This is a genomic window from Streptomyces sp. NPDC002276 (assembly GCF_053891435.1).
In genome coordinates, this window is sequence record NZ_JBSFCQ010000017.1 from 129001 (window position 1) to 143381 (window position 14381).

Below are 14381 nucleotides of genomic sequence, written 5' to 3' on the forward strand. Positions count from 1 at the left end.
TGGCGGGCATGACCGAGACCCGGAGCGCGCCCGTCCCGGTGGGACGCCGCGAGCGCAAGAAGGCCGCCACCCGCCAGGCCATCGCCGACGCCGCCCTGCGCCTGTTCCTGGAACGCGGATACGACGACGTCGGCATCCGCGAGATCGCGGACGCCGCGGACGTCTCGACGACCACCCTCTTCAAGCACTTCCCCGTCAAGGAAGCCCTGGTCTTCGACGAGGACGCCGACCAGGAGGCCCGACTGCTCGCCGCCGTACGTGAACGCCCCGACGGCCAGTCGATCCCGGCCGCGCTGCGCGACCACGCCCTGCGCCACCGCAGGGCCGCGGCCGACGGAGACCCCCGCTTCGCCGCCTTCTTCGAGCTGATCGACAGCACCCCGGCCCTGCGCGACTACCTCCAGGGCATGTGGCTGCGCCACGCCGCCGCCCTGGCGCGGGTCATCGCCGAAGAGAGCGGTCTTCCCTCCGGCGACCCCGCCTGCGCGGCCCTGGCCCACTTCGCCCTCGAAGCCCCCCGCGCCACCCGGGGGCACCCCGACACCGACGAGGCCATCACGCGCGCCTTCGACCTGCTCGACAACGGCTGGCAGGCGCTCGCCCGCCCCTGACTCAGGCCCGCTCGCTCACGAACTGCTCCACCTTCAGGTCGGTGAGCGAGTCCATCGCGTCCAACTGCTGTGCGGCTGCCACGAGTTGGTCGTATTCAGCGCGGTTGATGGGGATACGGAAGCACTCGATCACGTGCGCGAGATTGTCGATGGCCATGTCGGTCTCGTCGTTCTCGATCAGATCGATGACAGTGGCCAGTGATCTCGTGGGCCGCGCATCGATGCCCGCTCGACGCCTGAGGCTCTCGGCGACCGAACGGATCAGCGCCTCGGGCGAGTTGGGCGACTCGATGCGCGGGGGCTGTTCTCGCCGTCTGCGAAACAGCATGTCAGCCGACCTCGTTGAGCTTTCCGGTGGCCACGTCGAACACGAAGCCTCGGATGCTCTCCTTGTGCACGATGAAGGGGTCGGCCTTGATGCGCGCGATCGACTGCCGTACGTCGGTGTCCAGTTCGCCGAACGCCTCCGCCGCCCAGGACGGACGGATACCGGTGTCCTCCTCGATCGCGGCCTTGAAGGCGTCGTCCGTGAAGGTCAGCATGCCGCAGTCGGTGTGGTGGATGAGGATGATCTCCTCGGTGCCGAGGAGCCGTTGACTGATCGCGAGGGAACGGATCTCGTCCGGTGTGATCACACCGCCCGCGTTGCGGATGACGTGGGCCTCGCCCTCGTTCAGGCCGAGGATCGCGTACACGTTCAGCCGCGCGTCCATGCAGGCCACGACGGCGAGGTGCCGGGCGGGAGGCAGGGGGAGGGGACCCTCGAAGGTCTCCGCGTAACGGGCGTTGTTGGCCAGCAGTTCATCGGTCACGGACATGGTGGACCTCGGTTCTCGTGTGTGCTGAAAGGTGCTGTGCGGGAGTGGTGTTCGGGACCGGCGCACAGCAACAGAACACATCGAAGACGTAGGCACGACGCGAGGGCCAGAAGCCCGTCAGCGTGGTGGCGAAGGTCGGCACCCGACCAGTGAACCTTCCACCAGCGACAACTGGCAAGTAAACACGTGTTCGGGCCCGACCGGTCGCCGCCGCCCGCGCGCCGCACCACACTGTCACCGAGGCGAACCGGACCGAAGGAGAAACGGTCATGAGCACCTTCCCCAGCGCGCGCGACGTCAGGACCACGCCCGAAGGACTGCTGTGGGAACCGAGCCGACGCTGGGTCCGCGGCCTCAAGGGCGACGTCACCGTCGTCGACAGCAGACACCCCGTCCTCGTCTGGGAGCCGGGAGTCCCGGTACCCCTCTACGCCTTCCCGCACCACGAGGTCCGCGAGGACCTGCTCCGCCCCGCGAAGAACCCCCCGACCGGCACACACACCGGATCACACGTCTTCTACGACCTCGAAATCGACGGCCAGTCGGTGGAGAACGCGGCCTGGACCTTCCCCGCGGAGGACCTGGCCGGGCACATCGCCTTCGAGTGGTTCCGGCGGGTCGGGCGCGGCCTCGACCACTGGTACGAGGAGGAGGAAGAGATCTTCATCCACCCCCGCGACCCGCACAAACGGGTGGACGCCCTCCCCAGCAGCCGTCACGTCCGGGTCGGGATCGACGGCACGGTCGTCGCCGACACCCACCGACCGGTCCTCCTCTTCGAGACCGGCCTGCCGACCCGGTACTACATCCCACGCGAGGACGTCCGCCTGGACCTCTTCGAACCGACCGACCACAGCACGGGATGCCCCTACAAGGGGACCGCCACGTACTGGTCGTGGCGCGGCGGGTCCGGCGGTCCGGGTGTCCCGCCGAACATCGTCTGGAGCTATCCGGAGCCGCTCCCCGCCGTGGGCGCCGTCAAAGACCTGCTCGCCTTCTACAACGAGGCGGTCGACATCACCGTGGACGGCGAAACCCTGGAACGCCCCGTCACTCACTTCACCGAGACGCTTTCGGGTCGGCCGCCGACCGGTTGAGGCCCTGTTGGCGCCGGCCGAGGTGAAACTCGGCTCACCGGGCAGTCGACTCCTTGCACATGCCGTCATCGACGGCTGTCGTGTTCCGGGACTGCCAAAGGATGTTGAAGGTCATTGATGGAGAGTCAGAAGAAGGAAGAGAAACAGCGGGAAGAGAAGAAGCGGACACCGAAACGCAAGGTGCTCGACCTGACCGTGGTGCAGGTGGTAGCGAGCGCGCTCGCCACCGTGGTGGGCGCCGTACTGGCGTCCTTGCTGGGGGTGACCGGGACCATCATCGGTGCCGCCGTGGTCAGTACCAGTGCGACCACCGGCGCGGCGGTCTTCCAGCACGCTTTCCGACGGACGGGTGAGGGGATCCGCCGACGGGTGCCGGCGGTCGCGCTGGCCCTGACACCGAGTGAGGAACGGGCGCTACAACGCGCGGACGCCCGGGCGGCGTTCGCGTTACCCGACGACACCCCGATGGGTGACGCGATCCCGACCACCGCCCCCTCCGACGACGAGTCGGTGACCACCTGTCGGACCGGCTCCCTCTGGAAGTCCATCGGCTGGAAGAAGTACGCGCTGGCGACAGGCCTGGTGTTCGCGCTGGCGATGGTCACGGTCACCGCGGGCGAGCTGATCATGGGCAAGCCGATAGCCGCCGCGGTGAGGAACGAATCGGGCAAGGGAACGTCGATGGGCGGCGGTTCGGCCGACACACCCGCTCGCGCACCCAGTCCGACACCCACACCGCTCGCGACCAGCGGTGCGGGGTCACAGTCGGGTGGTTCGGCCTCGCCGTCCGCGAGCGCGGAGCCGGACACGACCTCCGGTACCGGCGCCGGCGCCGGCCAAAGTGCCGGTACCAGCCCCGAGACCTCGGCGTCAGCCGTGCCGTCCGCGAGCAGCGGCGTCGCCAACAGCCCTGACGCCACCGCTCCTTGAGCCCCCGCTCCGGCCGAGCGGAGGCTGTCGTACGACGGCGGTCGCTACTGAGGTGTCCGGTTCGCCTCGGCCGGTTCCCGGTCACCGGGGTGGTCGGGAAGGGTGAGGTGCCTGCCGAGCCTCCGTGCGGTGAGGAGCGCGAGCAGGGCCGTGAGCGCGGCCAGCGCGGCGAGGGCGGCCAACAGCCCCGCCGACCAGGGCGGTACGGCGGTGATCCGCAACGCCTCGGACAACCGCGTGGAGTGGAACCGTCCGTCGAACAGCTGGATCGCCGCCAGCGCGGCCGGTACCACCGTGGACACGACCAACACCGGCAGCCCGCCCTGGAGAACCAGCGCCGGTGCCAGCAGCACGCACAGGATCGAGACCCCGAGCGCGAAACCGTAGGCGGCACCCGAGGCCCCGTCACGGTGCAGCGGGAAGTAGGACAGTCCGCACAGCAGGAGCGCCGCCGCCGCGAACAGCCGCGGCCAGACCGGGAGTTCGGCGCGCCGAACTGCCGTAGGCGAAGGCCGCGGACGTCTTCGGCGCGCCGGACGGTCGCCCGGGTGTTCCGGCGCGGGCGCGCCGTCCGGGACCGGTCCAGTCGTCTCCGAGCCGGGATCGGCCGGAACGGTGGACGGATCCGCCGCCGTTCCCGGGGCCTGGACGGGTGCGTCCTGTTCCTCGGCCAGGCGGCCGATCAACTGGACGAGTTCCTCGACGGGGCGGCCGGCCGCGGCCCGTACCGCCTCCTCGCCGCAGTGCGGCTCCAGCGGAGCCCGGTGCAGCAGGGCCATCAGCCGGGTGACCTCCTCCACCGGCCGGCATTCGGCCGCCGCGCGGATGGTCTCGTCGGCGGAGTCGAGATGACGCGGTGGCCGCGTCAGCAGGGTCACGAGGCGCGTCACGTCCTCCACGGACCGGTCCACACCGATCGCCCGCAGGGCGTCGACGGTGGCCTGCGCGTACTTCGGCGACTGCTCCAGCAACGTGATGAGCTGGAGAACCTCCTCCAACGGCCGGTCGGCTACGGCGGCATGCACCAGGCTGTGCATCGGATCGACGTACTCACCCTCGGCGCTGTCGTGAGGTATGTCGTGTTGGTCCGGGCTGGGCGGGAAAGAGCGGGTGGTCATGCTCGGCTCCATGAAGAGGGTGATGCTGCTATCGCCCCCCGAAGCGCGATGAACAAGCTGATCCTGTCCAGTAGTAGGCGCCCGCCGTCCGTGCCGCCACGCGGATGGGCCACCCGTGTGACGTACGCGGGTCGCACATCCCGGCACAGGCCTGATTGACGGTCCGGAGAGCCGCGCCGTACTCTCCCCCTGTAGTGATGGCATAAGGAAGCTGGTGGAATTCCAGCACGGTCGCGCCACTGTGAGCCCGCCGCCGGAAGGTGGTGGGCGAGTCAGACACTGAACCCTCACTCGCCCGTACACGCAAGGGACGCACGATCCCGAAGGAGGGCTCACCTTGAGCAGCATTTCCACATCCCGTCCGGTGTCCACGCCGGTCGTCCTGCCGATCTCGAAGTCGATCGTCTGGCTGGTCGGCACCGCGCTGATCGCGCTGGCCGTCTACTACTTCATCGGTGTCGACCAGGGTGCCGTGTCGGTGTTCGGCAACGACATGCACGTCCACGAGTTCGTCCACGACGCCCGCCACTTCCTCGGCTTCCCCTGCCACTGACCCTCCGCCGGCACCTGGACGTACGGACAACTCGACATGGAAAAGAAGCTCATACTGCGCGGCGTCCTCGCCGGCGCAGTAGCGGGCCTGCTCGCGTTCGTGTTCGCGCGGATATTCGCCGAACCGCAGATCGCGAAGGCCATCGACTACGAGAGCGGCCGTGACGCCGCCCAGAACGCCCTGGACAAGGCGGCGGGCCTGCCCGTCGAGGGCCACGAACACGAACTGTTCAGCCGCACCATCCAGGCCAACGTCGGCATCGGCGCCGGCATGATCCTCTTCGGCATGGCGATGGGCGCCCTGTTCGCCGTCGCCTACACCGTCTGCCTCGGCCGCACCGGCGGTCTGCGGGCCCGCAACCTCGCGCTGCTCGTCGCCGGCGGCGGTTTCCTCGGCATGTACCTGGTGCCGTTCCTGAAGTACCCGGCCAACCCGCCCGCGATCGGCCACGAGGAGACCATCCAGCAGCGCAGCGCGCTGTACCTGATCATGGTCGTGTGTTCCGTCGCCTTCCTCGCGGGCGCCGTCTATCTCGGCAAGCGGCTCCAGGCCCGCTTCGGCAACTGGAACGCCAGCCTCCTCGCGGGTGCCGCGTTCGTCGTGGCGATCGGGATCGTCATGCTGCTGCTGCCGCAGCTCGGCCATCTCTCGTACAACAAGGCCAACTTCGGCAACCAGGCCACCGAGACACCGCTGCCGCTGAAGGACTCGAAGGGCACCATCGTCTACCCGGGCTTCCCGGCCGACGTGCTGTTCACCTTCCGCTTCTACTCCGTCGCCGCGCAGCTCATCCTCTGGACCGCCCTCGGCCTGATCTTCGCCCCGCTCGCCGAACGGCTCCTCCGGCCCGCGCGCCCGGACGCCACCGCCCCGTCACAGGAGCCGGACCCCGTCCCGGCGTGACCAACTGCCCACGACGAGCGCGGTGATCGAGAGGATCACCGCGCTCGGTGCGTCACGCCTTGCGGGCGACTCCGACGTACAGCGGGATCTGTTCGGTCCCGTTCCGCTGTTCCCCGGGTTCGGGATGCCAGCGCGCCGCGAGTTCTATGCCCGGGTCGACCAGCTCAAGTCCCGTGAAGAACGCGGTGAATTCATCGCGCGACCGCACCTGCGCGGGCGTGCCGCCCCTGCGGTAGACCTCTACGACCCGTTCCCAGGTCTCGGGATCGAAGTCACCGGTCGCGTGGGAAAGGGCCAGGTAACTGCCGGGCGCCAGTGCCGCGACCAGTTCGCCGACGATGCCATGGGGATCGTCCTCGTCGGCCACCAGATGCAGAAGTGCCACCAGGGACAGGGCGACGGGCTGCTCGAAGTCCAGCGCCTCCTTCGCCGCCGCGAGGATCTTCGCCGGCTCTCTCACATCGGCCTGGATGTACGTCGTACTTCCCTCGGGCGTGCTGTGCAGAAGCGCCTCGGCGTGCCTGAGGACGATCGGGTCGTTGTCCGCGTACACCACGCGGGCGCCGGGCTCGATGGCCTGGACGACCTGGTGGAGGTTGGGCCGGGTGGGTATCCCGGTACCGATGTCGAGGAACTGCCGGATGCCCCGCCCCGCCAACAGCCGGGACGCCCGGTGCATGAAGTCACGGTTCACCCGGGCCATGTGCCTGACAGCGGGGAACAGGGCGATGACCTTCTCCGCGGCTTCCCAGTCGACCGGGTAGTTGTCCTTGCCGCCGAGGAAGTAGTCGTACATGCGGGCCGATTGGGGTCTGCTCGTGTCTATGCCGTCCGCGCCTGATCCGGCAGGTGTCATTCCCGTCCTCCTGTGATCCGTCGGCCAGCAGTCTGCCACGACACCCGCGACCCGATCTCCAACTGGGCGACGCCCGCGGGGTGTTGGCCTAGTGCACGGAGAACCCGCCGTCGACGAAGACCGACTGCCCGGTGACATAGGCGGAGGCGCGGCTCGCCAGGAACACCGCCGCGCCCGCGAAGTCCTCGGCAAGTCCGTTGCGCCCGACCATCGTTCGGGCGGCCAGCGCGGCCACCTTCTCCGGGTCGTCCGACAGCCGCGCGTTGAGCGGCGTCATCACGAACCCCGGCACCAGCGTGTTGCAGGTGACGCCGTACGGCGACCACGCCTCGGCCTGCGACCGGGCCAGCGACTCCAACGCCCCCTTGGACACCCCGTAGGCGCCGCTCTGCACGAACGCGCGATGCGCCTGCTGGGAGGTGATGTGGATGATCCGCCCGAAGCCCCGCTCGGCCATGCCGGGACCGAAGCGCTGCCCCAGGAGGTAGGGCGCTTCCAGGTTCACCGCCATCGTGGTGTCCCACACGTCCTCGCCCAACTCGCCCATCGGAGGCCGGAGGTTGATCCCCGCGCTGTTCACGAGAATGTCCGGCTCACCGAAGACTCCGGCCGCGGCCTCCGCCGCCGCACGCACTCCGTCACGGGTCCCGAGATCGCCGCTCACCCACGCGGCCCGGCACCCATCCGCCGCCAACTCGTCGACGGTGGCGGCCAGTTCGGCCTCCTTGCGGGCCACTACGACGACCCGGGCCCCCGCCCGCGCGAGCGCCCCGGCGACCGCCCGGCCGATGCCGGAACTACCGCCCGTCACCACGGCCACCCGGCCGTCGAGCGAGAACATGTCGAAGAGATAGTCGCGAGAGATCATTCCCGCAGCCTAGGCGCCCGTCCCCCGCGATCCGGTCCCGGGGGACGAGCCTCTCGCACCGGTGGCACCAACTAGGTACCATCGACGCATGCCATCACTGAACGTGTCCTTCACCGAAGAGGAACTCGACGGAGTACGAGCCGCCGCCGCGGCCGAGGGCAAGAGCCTCAAGCAGTACCTGCACGACCTCGGCGTCCGCGAGATGCAGCGCGGCCGGTTCGTCGCCGGCGCGTCCGTGTGGGCCGAGCGGCTGCGCGGCGAGTTCGACGACGCCTTCCCCGAGGAGGTGCCGCCCTCCGAGCGCGGTGGGGCCGCGGCCGCCTGATGCACCTGTACATCGACGTCTCCTGGCTGCTCGACGTCCAGGAGGCCGCCCTCTCCGACGAGGACATGTCGGTCTCGGACTACTCCGCGCTCGTGGCCGCCGTAGCCCGGCACAAGACCAAGCTGCCGACCCTCGCCGCCGCCGATCCGGACGCCGCCTGGCGGGCCGCCGCGCTCATGCACACCATCGTGCGCCTGGAGCCGCTGCCGCACCGCAACAGCCTGTACGCCGCGTTCGTCGCCGCCCAGTACATGGGCCAGTCCGGCGAGGGCATCGACCCGCCCTACGGCGCCCTCTCCGAGCTCGTCCGCAAGATCCGCGACACCCGCGTCGGCGTTGTGGCTGTCGCCGACCAGCTGCGCTCCTGGAAGGTCTGACCTGGTCCTTCCCGGGTCCTCGCGACCGGGCGGGCGTACCGCTGCGTAGGCTGGTCCCGTGTCAGCCGCCCGCCTCCGCCGTGTCGCCGTCCTCGTCCTCGAAGGCGCCAAACCGCTCGACGTCGGTATCCCCGCGCAGGTCTTCACGACCCGGGCGAGCATGCCGTACGAGGTGCGGCTGTGCGGTGCGGCTCCCGGTCTGGTGACCGGCGGTGACGGGCTGTCGTACCACGTCGCCGACGGCCTCGACGCGCTGACCTGGGCCGACATCGTCTTCGTCCCCGGCTACCGGTTCCCGGACCGCGAGGACCCGCCGCGGGCCGTTCTCGACGCGCTGAACACCGCCCACGACCGGGGCGCACGGCTCGCCGCGATCTCCACGGGCGCCTTCGCACTGGCCGCCACCGGCCTGCTCGACGGCAAGCGGGCGACGACCCACTGGCACTACACGCGGGCCCTCGCGGCCAAGTACCCGCTCGTCAAAGTCGACGAGAACGTCCTGTTCGTCGACGAGGGCAGCATGCTGACCTCGGCGGGCGCCGCCTCCGGCATCGACCTCTGCCTGCACATCCTGCGCGGCGACCTCGGAGTGGCCGCGTCCAATCACGCGGCCCGGCGGCTGGTCGCGGCCCCCTACCGCAGCGGCGGCCAGGCGCAGTACGTGCCGCGCAGCGTGCCCGAGCCGCTGGGCGAACGGTTCGCCGCCACCCGCGAGTGGGCCCTGCACCGGCTCGGCGAGCCCCTCACCCTCGAAACACTGGCCCGGCAAGCAGCGGTCTCACCGCGCACGTTCTCCCGGCGCTTCGTCGACGAGACCGGCTACACGCCGATGCAGTGGGTCATGCGCGCTCGCATCGACATGGCCCGCGAACTGCTCGAACGGTCCGAGCGGGGCATCGAGCAGATCGCCGCCGACGTCGGCCTCGGCACCGGCGCGAACCTCCGGCTGCACTTCCACCGCCTGCTCGGCACCACACCGAGCGAATACCGGCGCACCTTTGCCCAGGGGGAGTAGCCGAGGCGGCGCGACGGCCTTGAGCGAAAGCCCCGCGACGGCTTTGGCGAAATCCTTTTGAACCGTGGCGATCGCGCCACTGTCACCGAAGGTCGCCGCGCGCGAGCCTGGAGTCGAACCGAAGGGACTTCACTTATGACTCGCATCGCCATCAATGGATTCGGCCGCATCGGACGCAACGTGCTGCGCGCCCTGCTCGAACGCGACAGCACCCTCGAAGTCGTCGCCGTCAACGACCTGACGGAGCCCGCCACTTTGGCCCGGCTGCTCGCCTTCGACACGACGTCCGGCCGGCTCGGCCGCCCCGTCTCCGTCGACGGGGACACCCTTGTCGTCGACGGCCGGCGCATCAAGGTGCTCGCCGAGCGCGACCCCGCGGACCTGCCCTGGGCCGAGCTGAATGTCGACCTCGTCCTTGAGTCCACCGGCCGTTTCACCTCCGCCAAGGCCGCCCGCGTCCACCTCGACGCGGGCGCGCGCAAGGTGCTCGTCAGCGCGCCCTCGGACGGCGCCGACGTCACGCTCGCGTTCGGGGTGAACAACGACGCCTACGACCCGGCCACGCACACGATCGTCTCCAACGCCTCCTGCACGACCAACGCGCTGGCACCACTGGCCGCGGTGCTCGACCAACTCGCCGGTATCGAGCACGGATTCATGACCACGGTGCACGCCTACACGCAGGAGCAGAACCTCCAGGACGGCCCGCACCGCGACGCCCGCCGCGCCCGTGCCGCCGCGGTCAACATCGTGCCGACCACGACCGGCGCGGCCAAGGCGATCGGTCACGTCCTGCCGAACCTCGACGGCAAGCTGTCGGGCGACTCGATCCGGGTGCCCGTGCCGGTGGGCTCGATCGTCGAGCTCAACACCACGGTTTCCCGCGATGTGACCCGCGAGGACGTGCTGGCGGCCTACCGCACCGCGGCCGAGGGACCCCTCGCGGGCGTCCTGGAGTACTCCGAGGACGCGCTGGTCTCCTCCGACATCACCGGCAACCCGGCCTCGTCGATCTTCGACTCGGCCCTCACCCGTGTCGACGGCCGTCATGTGAAGGTCGTCGCCTGGTACGACAACGAGTGGGGCTTCTCCAACCGGGTGATCGACACCCTGGAACTCCTCGCCGCCGGCTGACACCGACAAAGCGGGGCGGGTGACCCTCGCCCGCTGGCGTGCTCGGTGCTGCCGTAGTGTCCGGCCATGCCCGAGTCGCCCCGCCCCGTTCCGCTCACCCCCGCCGTGCCCCGCCGAGCCCGTGAACTCGGGCTCGGTATCGGCGAGTTGCCCACCGGGACGCACAACGCGATCACGGACGTGCCCGGCATCAGGGTCGGGCACACCACGCTGATCCGCCCGCCGCAGGTGCACAGCGGCGTCACCGCGATCCTGCCCGAAGGAGTGGGCCCCGCAAGCCCGTTGCCCGCCGGGGTGTTCGCGGGCAACGGCTACGGCAAGCTCCTCGGCACCACGCAGATCGCCGAACTCGGCGCGCTGGAAACCCCGGTGCTGCTCACCTCGACGCTGTCCGCCTTCCGGGTCGCGGACGCCCTGGTCGGCTGGGTCCTGGAACGGCCCGAGGGGGCGGACGTCCGGAGCGTGAACCCCGTGGTGGGGGAGTGCAACGACGGTCTCCTGTCCGACATCCGGTCGCGTCCGGTCCGCGAGGAACACGTCCGCGCCGCACTCGACACCGCGTCCACCGGGCCGGTCGCCGAGGGCTCGGTCGGCGCGGGCACCGGGATGACCGCGCTCGGTTTCAAGGCCGGCATCGGCACGTCGTCGCGACGCGTACCGCTCGCGGGCCGGGAGACAACGGTCGGTGTGCTGGTGCAGGCCAACTTCGCCGGCACCCTGCGGGTACGCGGCCGTACGGTCACTCCCGTCGACGTGGGTGTCGCCACCGAGGAGTCCGATTCCGGTCCGGAGACCGGCTCCTGCATGGTCGTGGTCGCGACCGACGCGCCCCTGGACGCCCGCCAACTCACCCGGCTCGCCCGCCGCGCCGTCTACGCGCTGGCCCGGGTCGGCGCGGGTTACGGCCACGGCAGCGGCGACTATGGCCTCGCGTTCGGCACCCGTCCCCTGGGCACGCCCGCCGGACCGGCGGTGGTGCCGGATGCCGGGCTCGATGCCCTCTTCGGAGCGGTGCTGGACGCCGTGGAAGAGGCGGTGCTGAACTCACTGCTCACCGCGACCCGGGTGACGGGCCCGCGCGGGCACACCCGTTGGCCGCTGCCCGCGACGGCGCTGCTCAGTCTGTTGGGGTGAGGTCGCGCTCGTACCAGGTGCCCTGCTTGCCACCGATCTCGGACGGCAGCGCCCGGCCGTCCGGGACGAACCCGGCCTTGGCCAGCACCTTCTGGGACGCGATGTTCGCGTCCGAGGTGGCCGCCCGGAGCGTACGCACACCGTGCCGTGTCACCGCCAGCCTGCACAGTTCCTCGACGGCCGCGGTGGCCAGACCCTGCCCGGCGACGTGCTGTGCCACCCGGTAGCCGAGGTCGGCGGTGCCGCCCTCGACGAGGTCGAACAGATTGAACCTGCCGAGGACGGAGCCGTCCTCGGCGACGAGCACATGGAAGGCGCAGATCCCGGCTTCCTGCTCGGCAAGCAGGGAGTCGTAGTGGTCGGTGAAGCGAGCGAAGTAGTTGTCGCCGCGGTCGGTGACGGAGGCGGCGAAGTAGTCGCGGTTCGCCAACTCGAATGCCAGGACCGCCGGGGCATGATCGGCGCGCAGCCGCTGCAACTCGGGCACCGACCGACTCTACCCAGGCGGGCCACCGGCGGAGCAAGTCACTTTCTGACGAGGAAACAGGTCCCGTCCGCGTCCCGTATCTCCGGCACACCCAGGTAGGCGAGGTCCTGGACGAAGCGCTGCCGTGACACCGGGGTGTCGCCGGCCGAGTACAGATAGTCCGAGTACATGCGCTCGGTGGGCTCCTGACCGGACCAGGTCAGCTCCTCGGTCAACCAGCGGATCACACCGGGGTCGACCGGGCGGACCGCACCGGGTTCGAAGGTGTGATGGCACTGGGGGCATTCGACGTCGCTTTCGACTTCGCTCGGCATGGGCGCCATTGAACCTTCGGGCCACATGAGCCACATCGGCCTCAAGTCGTAAGGGGCGTCCCGTACATGGGGAGAGGTGTCCCGTACATGGGTCTCAGGGCGCCACAGGTGGAAGGTTGGCGCTGATGTCCTGGTGCCGGTCCATGCCGGTCCATGCCGGTCCATGCCGGACGCCACCGTCACCAGCCCGCCGGACAGCAACTCGCCGTCGATTTGCAGCTGTTCGTAGCCCGGAGCGATGCCGACCTCGTCGGGCAGGACCCACATCCGGACGAAGTGCACGGGAGCGGTGGGGCATTCGGCGGTCGACCCGTAGGGGTCGTTCTCCTCCGAGTACAGGATGCCGGTGCCCGCGCTCTTCCGCTGGGCCAGCCCGGGGTAGATCACACCGGAGTGGCCGCCGGAGTCAGAGCGTGGTGCCTGTTGGCCGGGTCCGGCCGGTGGGTGCCCAGGGAGAGCGGGCGCTTCACCGCCCACGTGCGTCATCTCGTGGTCGACATCCTGTCCAGCGAGCGCTTGCGCCGCCTCGGCCAGGACGCCGAGCGAATCCTGGACCGCATCGACTCACCCGTACGCTGACGACTGCCAACTACTTGTGTGCCCGAAACCGGTAGTCTCGGCCCCCTTCGTCCCCCCCCCCGCGTCCCCCCACATCCCCCTGCGAAGAGGAGCGAGTCATGACCGTGACCAGCGTGAGCGAGGCCGCCAAGGCAGTGGTCAGGCGCAACACGGAGGAGGTCCAGGGCGGCGGCGACTACGCGCTGTACGACGAGTTGTTCGCGGACGACTTCGTCGACCACACCCCGCAGCCCGGCCGTACGCCCGACAAGGCCGGTGCCCTGGAGCTCTACAAGGTGCTGCGGGCCGCGTTTCCCGACTTCCGCGCGGTGATCCACTGGCAGGCGGCCGAGGGCAACCTCGTCACCACCTACAAGACCTACCACGGGACGCACGAGGGTGAGTTCTTCGGAATCGCCCCCACCGGCAAGGCGATTCACTTCGAGACCGTCGACGCCATGCGCGTGGTCGACGGGCGGATCACCGAGCACTGGGGCGTGGCCAACCTGTTCTCCCTGATGGAGCAGTTGGGGGCCCGGCCTGGCGGTCGATGACCACTCACGACCACTCGCGACCGCAGATGGCCGCGGGGGCCCGTGCCTCAGCCGGGCTCCAGCCCCGCGTCCCGCGCGAGCAGCGCCGCCTGCACCCGGTTCTCGCATCGCAGCTTCGTCAGGATCCGGCTGACGTACGTCTTCACCGTCGCCTCGCTCACATGGATCCGCTCGCCCGCGTCGGCGTTCGACAAGCCCTCGCCGAGCAGTGCGAGCACCTCCAGTTCGCGGGTGCTCAGTGTCTCCAGCCGCCGTCGCGCCTCCTCGCCGCGCGCCGCGGACTGTCCCGAGGCGAGTGAGTCGACCACATGGCGGGTGGCGGCCGGTGACAGATACGCGTCCCCGGCCGCGGCCGCCCGCACCGCCTGGATCAGCTCGGCCGGTGCCGAGTCCTTCAGCAGGAACCCGGCGCCTCCCTGGCTCAGCGCACGCAGTACGTTCTCCCGCTCGCCGAACGTCGTCAGGATCAGCGGACGTACGGCCGGTGCCACTCGCCGCAGCTCGGCCAGTGCGGACAACCCGTCCAGCACGGGCATCTGGATGTCCAGCAGTGCCACGTCGACGGAGTGGGCGCGGACCAGGTCGACCGCCTCACGACCGTTGGCCGCCTCCGCCACGACGTCGATGTCGTCGGCGGAGGTGAGGATCATCCTGATGCCCGCCCGGATGAGCGGTTCGTCATCCGCGACGAGGACTCTGATCACAACTCTCCTGCATGACGTGCGGTGT

Annotated in this window: 20 protein-coding genes and 1 riboswitch; of the genes, 12 read left to right on the top strand and 8 right to left on the bottom strand. The window is 70.0% G+C overall.

Features of this window, described 5'->3' with window-relative positions; translation table 11 throughout:
* Positions 1 to 8 precede the first annotated feature (8 nt).
* On the top strand, positions 9 to 611 hold the full coding sequence (locus tag ACWIHT_RS35230; protein ID WP_456172384.1) for a TetR/AcrR family transcriptional regulator: 603 nt from the start codon (positions 9 to 11) through the stop codon (positions 609 to 611).
* A gap of 1 nt (position 612) precedes the next feature.
* Here the strand turns inward: ACWIHT_RS35230 and ACWIHT_RS35235 are convergent, their stop codons facing one another.
* Positions 613 to 939 carry a hypothetical protein gene (locus ACWIHT_RS35235; RefSeq protein ID WP_456172385.1) on the bottom strand — a complete coding sequence of 109 codons (327 nt, stop codon included), beginning with the start codon at positions 937 to 939 and terminating at the stop codon, positions 613 to 615.
* 1 nt (position 940) lies between these two features.
* Complete coding sequence (locus ACWIHT_RS35240) at positions 941 to 1429, bottom strand: beta-class carbonic anhydrase (protein WP_456172386.1); 489 nt, start codon at positions 1427 to 1429, stop codon at positions 941 to 943.
* A 269-nt stretch (positions 1430 to 1698) separates the two neighbouring features.
* Here ACWIHT_RS35240 and ACWIHT_RS35245 point away from each other — a divergent pair, with 269 nt between their 5' ends.
* A complete protein-coding gene (locus ACWIHT_RS35245) occupies positions 1699 to 2526 on the top strand; it encodes a DUF427 domain-containing protein (protein ID WP_456172387.1) in 828 nt (275 codons plus the stop codon).
* A gap of 117 nt (positions 2527 to 2643) precedes the next feature.
* A complete protein-coding gene (locus tag ACWIHT_RS35250; RefSeq protein ID WP_456172388.1) occupies positions 2644 to 3456 on the top strand; it encodes a hypothetical protein in 813 nt (270 codons plus the stop codon).
* Positions 3457 to 3500: 44 nt separating this feature from the next.
* Here the strand turns inward: ACWIHT_RS35250 and ACWIHT_RS35255 are convergent, their stop codons facing one another.
* Positions 3501 to 4574 (bottom strand): hypothetical protein, encoded by a 1074-nt coding sequence (locus ACWIHT_RS35255; RefSeq protein WP_456172389.1) that lies wholly within the window; start codon positions 4572 to 4574, stop codon positions 3501 to 3503.
* Between the two features lie 206 nt (positions 4575 to 4780).
* Positions 4781 to 4854: riboswitch (cobalamin riboswitch) on the top strand.
* Between the two features lie 57 nt (positions 4855 to 4911).
* Here ACWIHT_RS35255 and ACWIHT_RS35260 point away from each other — a divergent pair.
* Together ACWIHT_RS35260 and ACWIHT_RS35265 are read left to right on the top strand one after the other, a co-directional pair.
* Positions 4912 to 5127: a CbtB domain-containing protein gene (locus ACWIHT_RS35260; protein WP_381239240.1), complete on the top strand. Its 216-nt coding sequence runs from the start codon at positions 4912 to 4914 to the stop codon at positions 5125 to 5127.
* A gap of 36 nt (positions 5128 to 5163) precedes the next feature.
* A complete protein-coding gene (locus tag ACWIHT_RS35265) occupies positions 5164 to 6030 on the top strand; it encodes a CbtA family protein (protein ID WP_456172390.1) in 867 nt (288 codons plus the stop codon).
* Positions 6031 to 6082: 52 nt separating this feature from the next.
* Here the strand turns inward: ACWIHT_RS35265 and ACWIHT_RS35270 are convergent, their stop codons facing one another.
* Both ACWIHT_RS35270 and ACWIHT_RS35275 read right to left on the bottom strand, forming a co-directional pair.
* Positions 6083 to 6886, bottom strand: a complete 804-nt coding sequence (locus tag ACWIHT_RS35270) for an SAM-dependent methyltransferase (RefSeq protein WP_456172391.1) — start codon at positions 6884 to 6886, stop codon at positions 6083 to 6085.
* A gap of 88 nt (positions 6887 to 6974) precedes the next feature.
* On the bottom strand, positions 6975 to 7754 hold the full coding sequence (locus ACWIHT_RS35275; RefSeq protein ID WP_456172392.1) for an SDR family NAD(P)-dependent oxidoreductase: 780 nt from the start codon (positions 7752 to 7754) through the stop codon (positions 6975 to 6977).
* Between the two features lie 88 nt (positions 7755 to 7842).
* Here ACWIHT_RS35275 and ACWIHT_RS35280 point away from each other — a divergent pair, with 88 nt between their 5' ends.
* The 5 genes from ACWIHT_RS35280 to ACWIHT_RS35300 all read left to right on the top strand — a co-directional run bounded on the left by ACWIHT_RS35280 (position 7843) and on the right by ACWIHT_RS35300 (position 11739).
* Positions 7843 to 8079: a hypothetical protein gene (locus tag ACWIHT_RS35280; protein WP_200708482.1), complete on the top strand. Its 237-nt coding sequence runs from the start codon at positions 7843 to 7845 to the stop codon at positions 8077 to 8079.
* The gene (locus tag ACWIHT_RS35285) at positions 8079 to 8456 is read left to right on the top strand and encodes a hypothetical protein (protein ID WP_019075518.1); all 378 of its coding nucleotides are present in this window, start codon (positions 8079 to 8081) and stop codon (positions 8454 to 8456) included. The genes ACWIHT_RS35280 and ACWIHT_RS35285 overlap by 1 nt, the downstream gene beginning before the upstream one ends.
* 58 nt (positions 8457 to 8514) lie before the next feature.
* Positions 8515 to 9471 carry a GlxA family transcriptional regulator gene (locus ACWIHT_RS35290; RefSeq protein ID WP_456172393.1) on the top strand — a complete coding sequence of 319 codons (957 nt, stop codon included), beginning with the start codon at positions 8515 to 8517 and terminating at the stop codon, positions 9469 to 9471.
* Between the two features lie 135 nt (positions 9472 to 9606).
* Positions 9607 to 10605, top strand: coding sequence for a type I glyceraldehyde-3-phosphate dehydrogenase (gene gap, locus ACWIHT_RS35295; RefSeq protein ID WP_456172394.1), 999 nt, complete (start codon positions 9607 to 9609; stop codon positions 10603 to 10605).
* Between the two features lie 66 nt (positions 10606 to 10671).
* Positions 10672 to 11739 (top strand): P1 family peptidase, encoded by a 1068-nt coding sequence (locus tag ACWIHT_RS35300; RefSeq protein ID WP_456172395.1) that lies wholly within the window; start codon positions 10672 to 10674, stop codon positions 11737 to 11739.
* Here the strand turns inward: ACWIHT_RS35300 and ACWIHT_RS35305 are convergent.
* Entirely contained in the window at positions 11723 to 12226 is a 504-nt protein-coding gene (locus ACWIHT_RS35305; protein ID WP_456172396.1) for a GNAT family N-acetyltransferase, read from the bottom strand. The genes ACWIHT_RS35300 and ACWIHT_RS35305 overlap by 17 nt on opposite strands.
* Positions 12227 to 12264: 38 nt before the next feature.
* Positions 12265 to 12927, bottom strand: a complete 663-nt coding sequence (locus ACWIHT_RS35310) for a hypothetical protein (RefSeq protein ID WP_456172397.1) — start codon at positions 12925 to 12927, stop codon at positions 12265 to 12267.
* Between the two features lie 57 nt (positions 12928 to 12984).
* Here ACWIHT_RS35310 and ACWIHT_RS35315 point away from each other — a divergent pair, with 57 nt between their 5' ends.
* Together ACWIHT_RS35315 and ACWIHT_RS35320 are read left to right on the top strand one after the other, a co-directional pair.
* Complete coding sequence (locus ACWIHT_RS35315) at positions 12985 to 13119, top strand: hypothetical protein (protein ID WP_456172398.1); 135 nt, start codon at positions 12985 to 12987, stop codon at positions 13117 to 13119.
* 98 nt (positions 13120 to 13217) lie between these two features.
* The gene (locus ACWIHT_RS35320) at positions 13218 to 13652 is read left to right on the top strand and encodes an ester cyclase (protein WP_456172399.1); all 435 of its coding nucleotides are present in this window, start codon (positions 13218 to 13220) and stop codon (positions 13650 to 13652) included.
* A gap of 47 nt (positions 13653 to 13699) precedes the next feature.
* Here the strand turns inward: ACWIHT_RS35320 and ACWIHT_RS35325 are convergent, their stop codons facing one another.
* Positions 13700 to 14356 (bottom strand): response regulator transcription factor, encoded by a 657-nt coding sequence (locus ACWIHT_RS35325; protein WP_456172400.1) that lies wholly within the window; start codon positions 14354 to 14356, stop codon positions 13700 to 13702.
* Between the last annotated feature and the right edge of the window lie 25 nt (positions 14357 to 14381).

Coding starts and splice junctions, on each gene's coding strand:
- ACWIHT_RS35250 (WP_456172388.1), top strand. CDS start 2,644: ATGGAGAGTCAGAAGAAGGAAGAGAAACAGCGGGAAGAGAAGAAGCGG.
- ACWIHT_RS35265 (WP_456172390.1), top strand. CDS start 5,164: ATGGAAAAGAAGCTCATACTGCGCGGCGTCCTCGCCGGCGCAGTAGCG.
- ACWIHT_RS35235 (WP_456172385.1), bottom strand. CDS start 939: ATGCTGTTTCGCAGACGGCGAGAACAGCCCCCGCGCATCGAGTCGCCC.
- ACWIHT_RS35255 (WP_456172389.1), bottom strand. CDS start 4,574: ATGACCACCCGCTCTTTCCCGCCCAGCCCGGACCAACACGACATACCT.
- ACWIHT_RS35285 (WP_019075518.1), top strand. CDS start 8,079: ATGCACCTGTACATCGACGTCTCCTGGCTGCTCGACGTCCAGGAGGCC.
- ACWIHT_RS35230 (WP_456172384.1), top strand. CDS start 9: ATGACCGAGACCCGGAGCGCGCCCGTCCCGGTGGGACGCCGCGAGCGC.
- ACWIHT_RS35245 (WP_456172387.1), top strand. CDS start 1,699: ATGAGCACCTTCCCCAGCGCGCGCGACGTCAGGACCACGCCCGAAGGA.
- ACWIHT_RS35270 (WP_456172391.1), bottom strand. CDS start 6,886: ATGACACCTGCCGGATCAGGCGCGGACGGCATAGACACGAGCAGACCC.
- ACWIHT_RS35280 (WP_200708482.1), top strand. CDS start 7,843: ATGCCATCACTGAACGTGTCCTTCACCGAAGAGGAACTCGACGGAGTA.
- gap (WP_456172394.1), top strand. CDS start 9,607: ATGACTCGCATCGCCATCAATGGATTCGGCCGCATCGGACGCAACGTG.
- ACWIHT_RS35320 (WP_456172399.1), top strand. CDS start 13,218: ATGACCGTGACCAGCGTGAGCGAGGCCGCCAAGGCAGTGGTCAGGCGC.
- ACWIHT_RS35240 (WP_456172386.1), bottom strand. CDS start 1,429: ATGTCCGTGACCGATGAACTGCTGGCCAACAACGCCCGTTACGCGGAG.
- ACWIHT_RS35275 (WP_456172392.1), bottom strand. CDS start 7,754: ATGATCTCTCGCGACTATCTCTTCGACATGTTCTCGCTCGACGGCCGG.
- ACWIHT_RS35300 (WP_456172395.1), top strand. CDS start 10,672: ATGCCCGAGTCGCCCCGCCCCGTTCCGCTCACCCCCGCCGTGCCCCGC.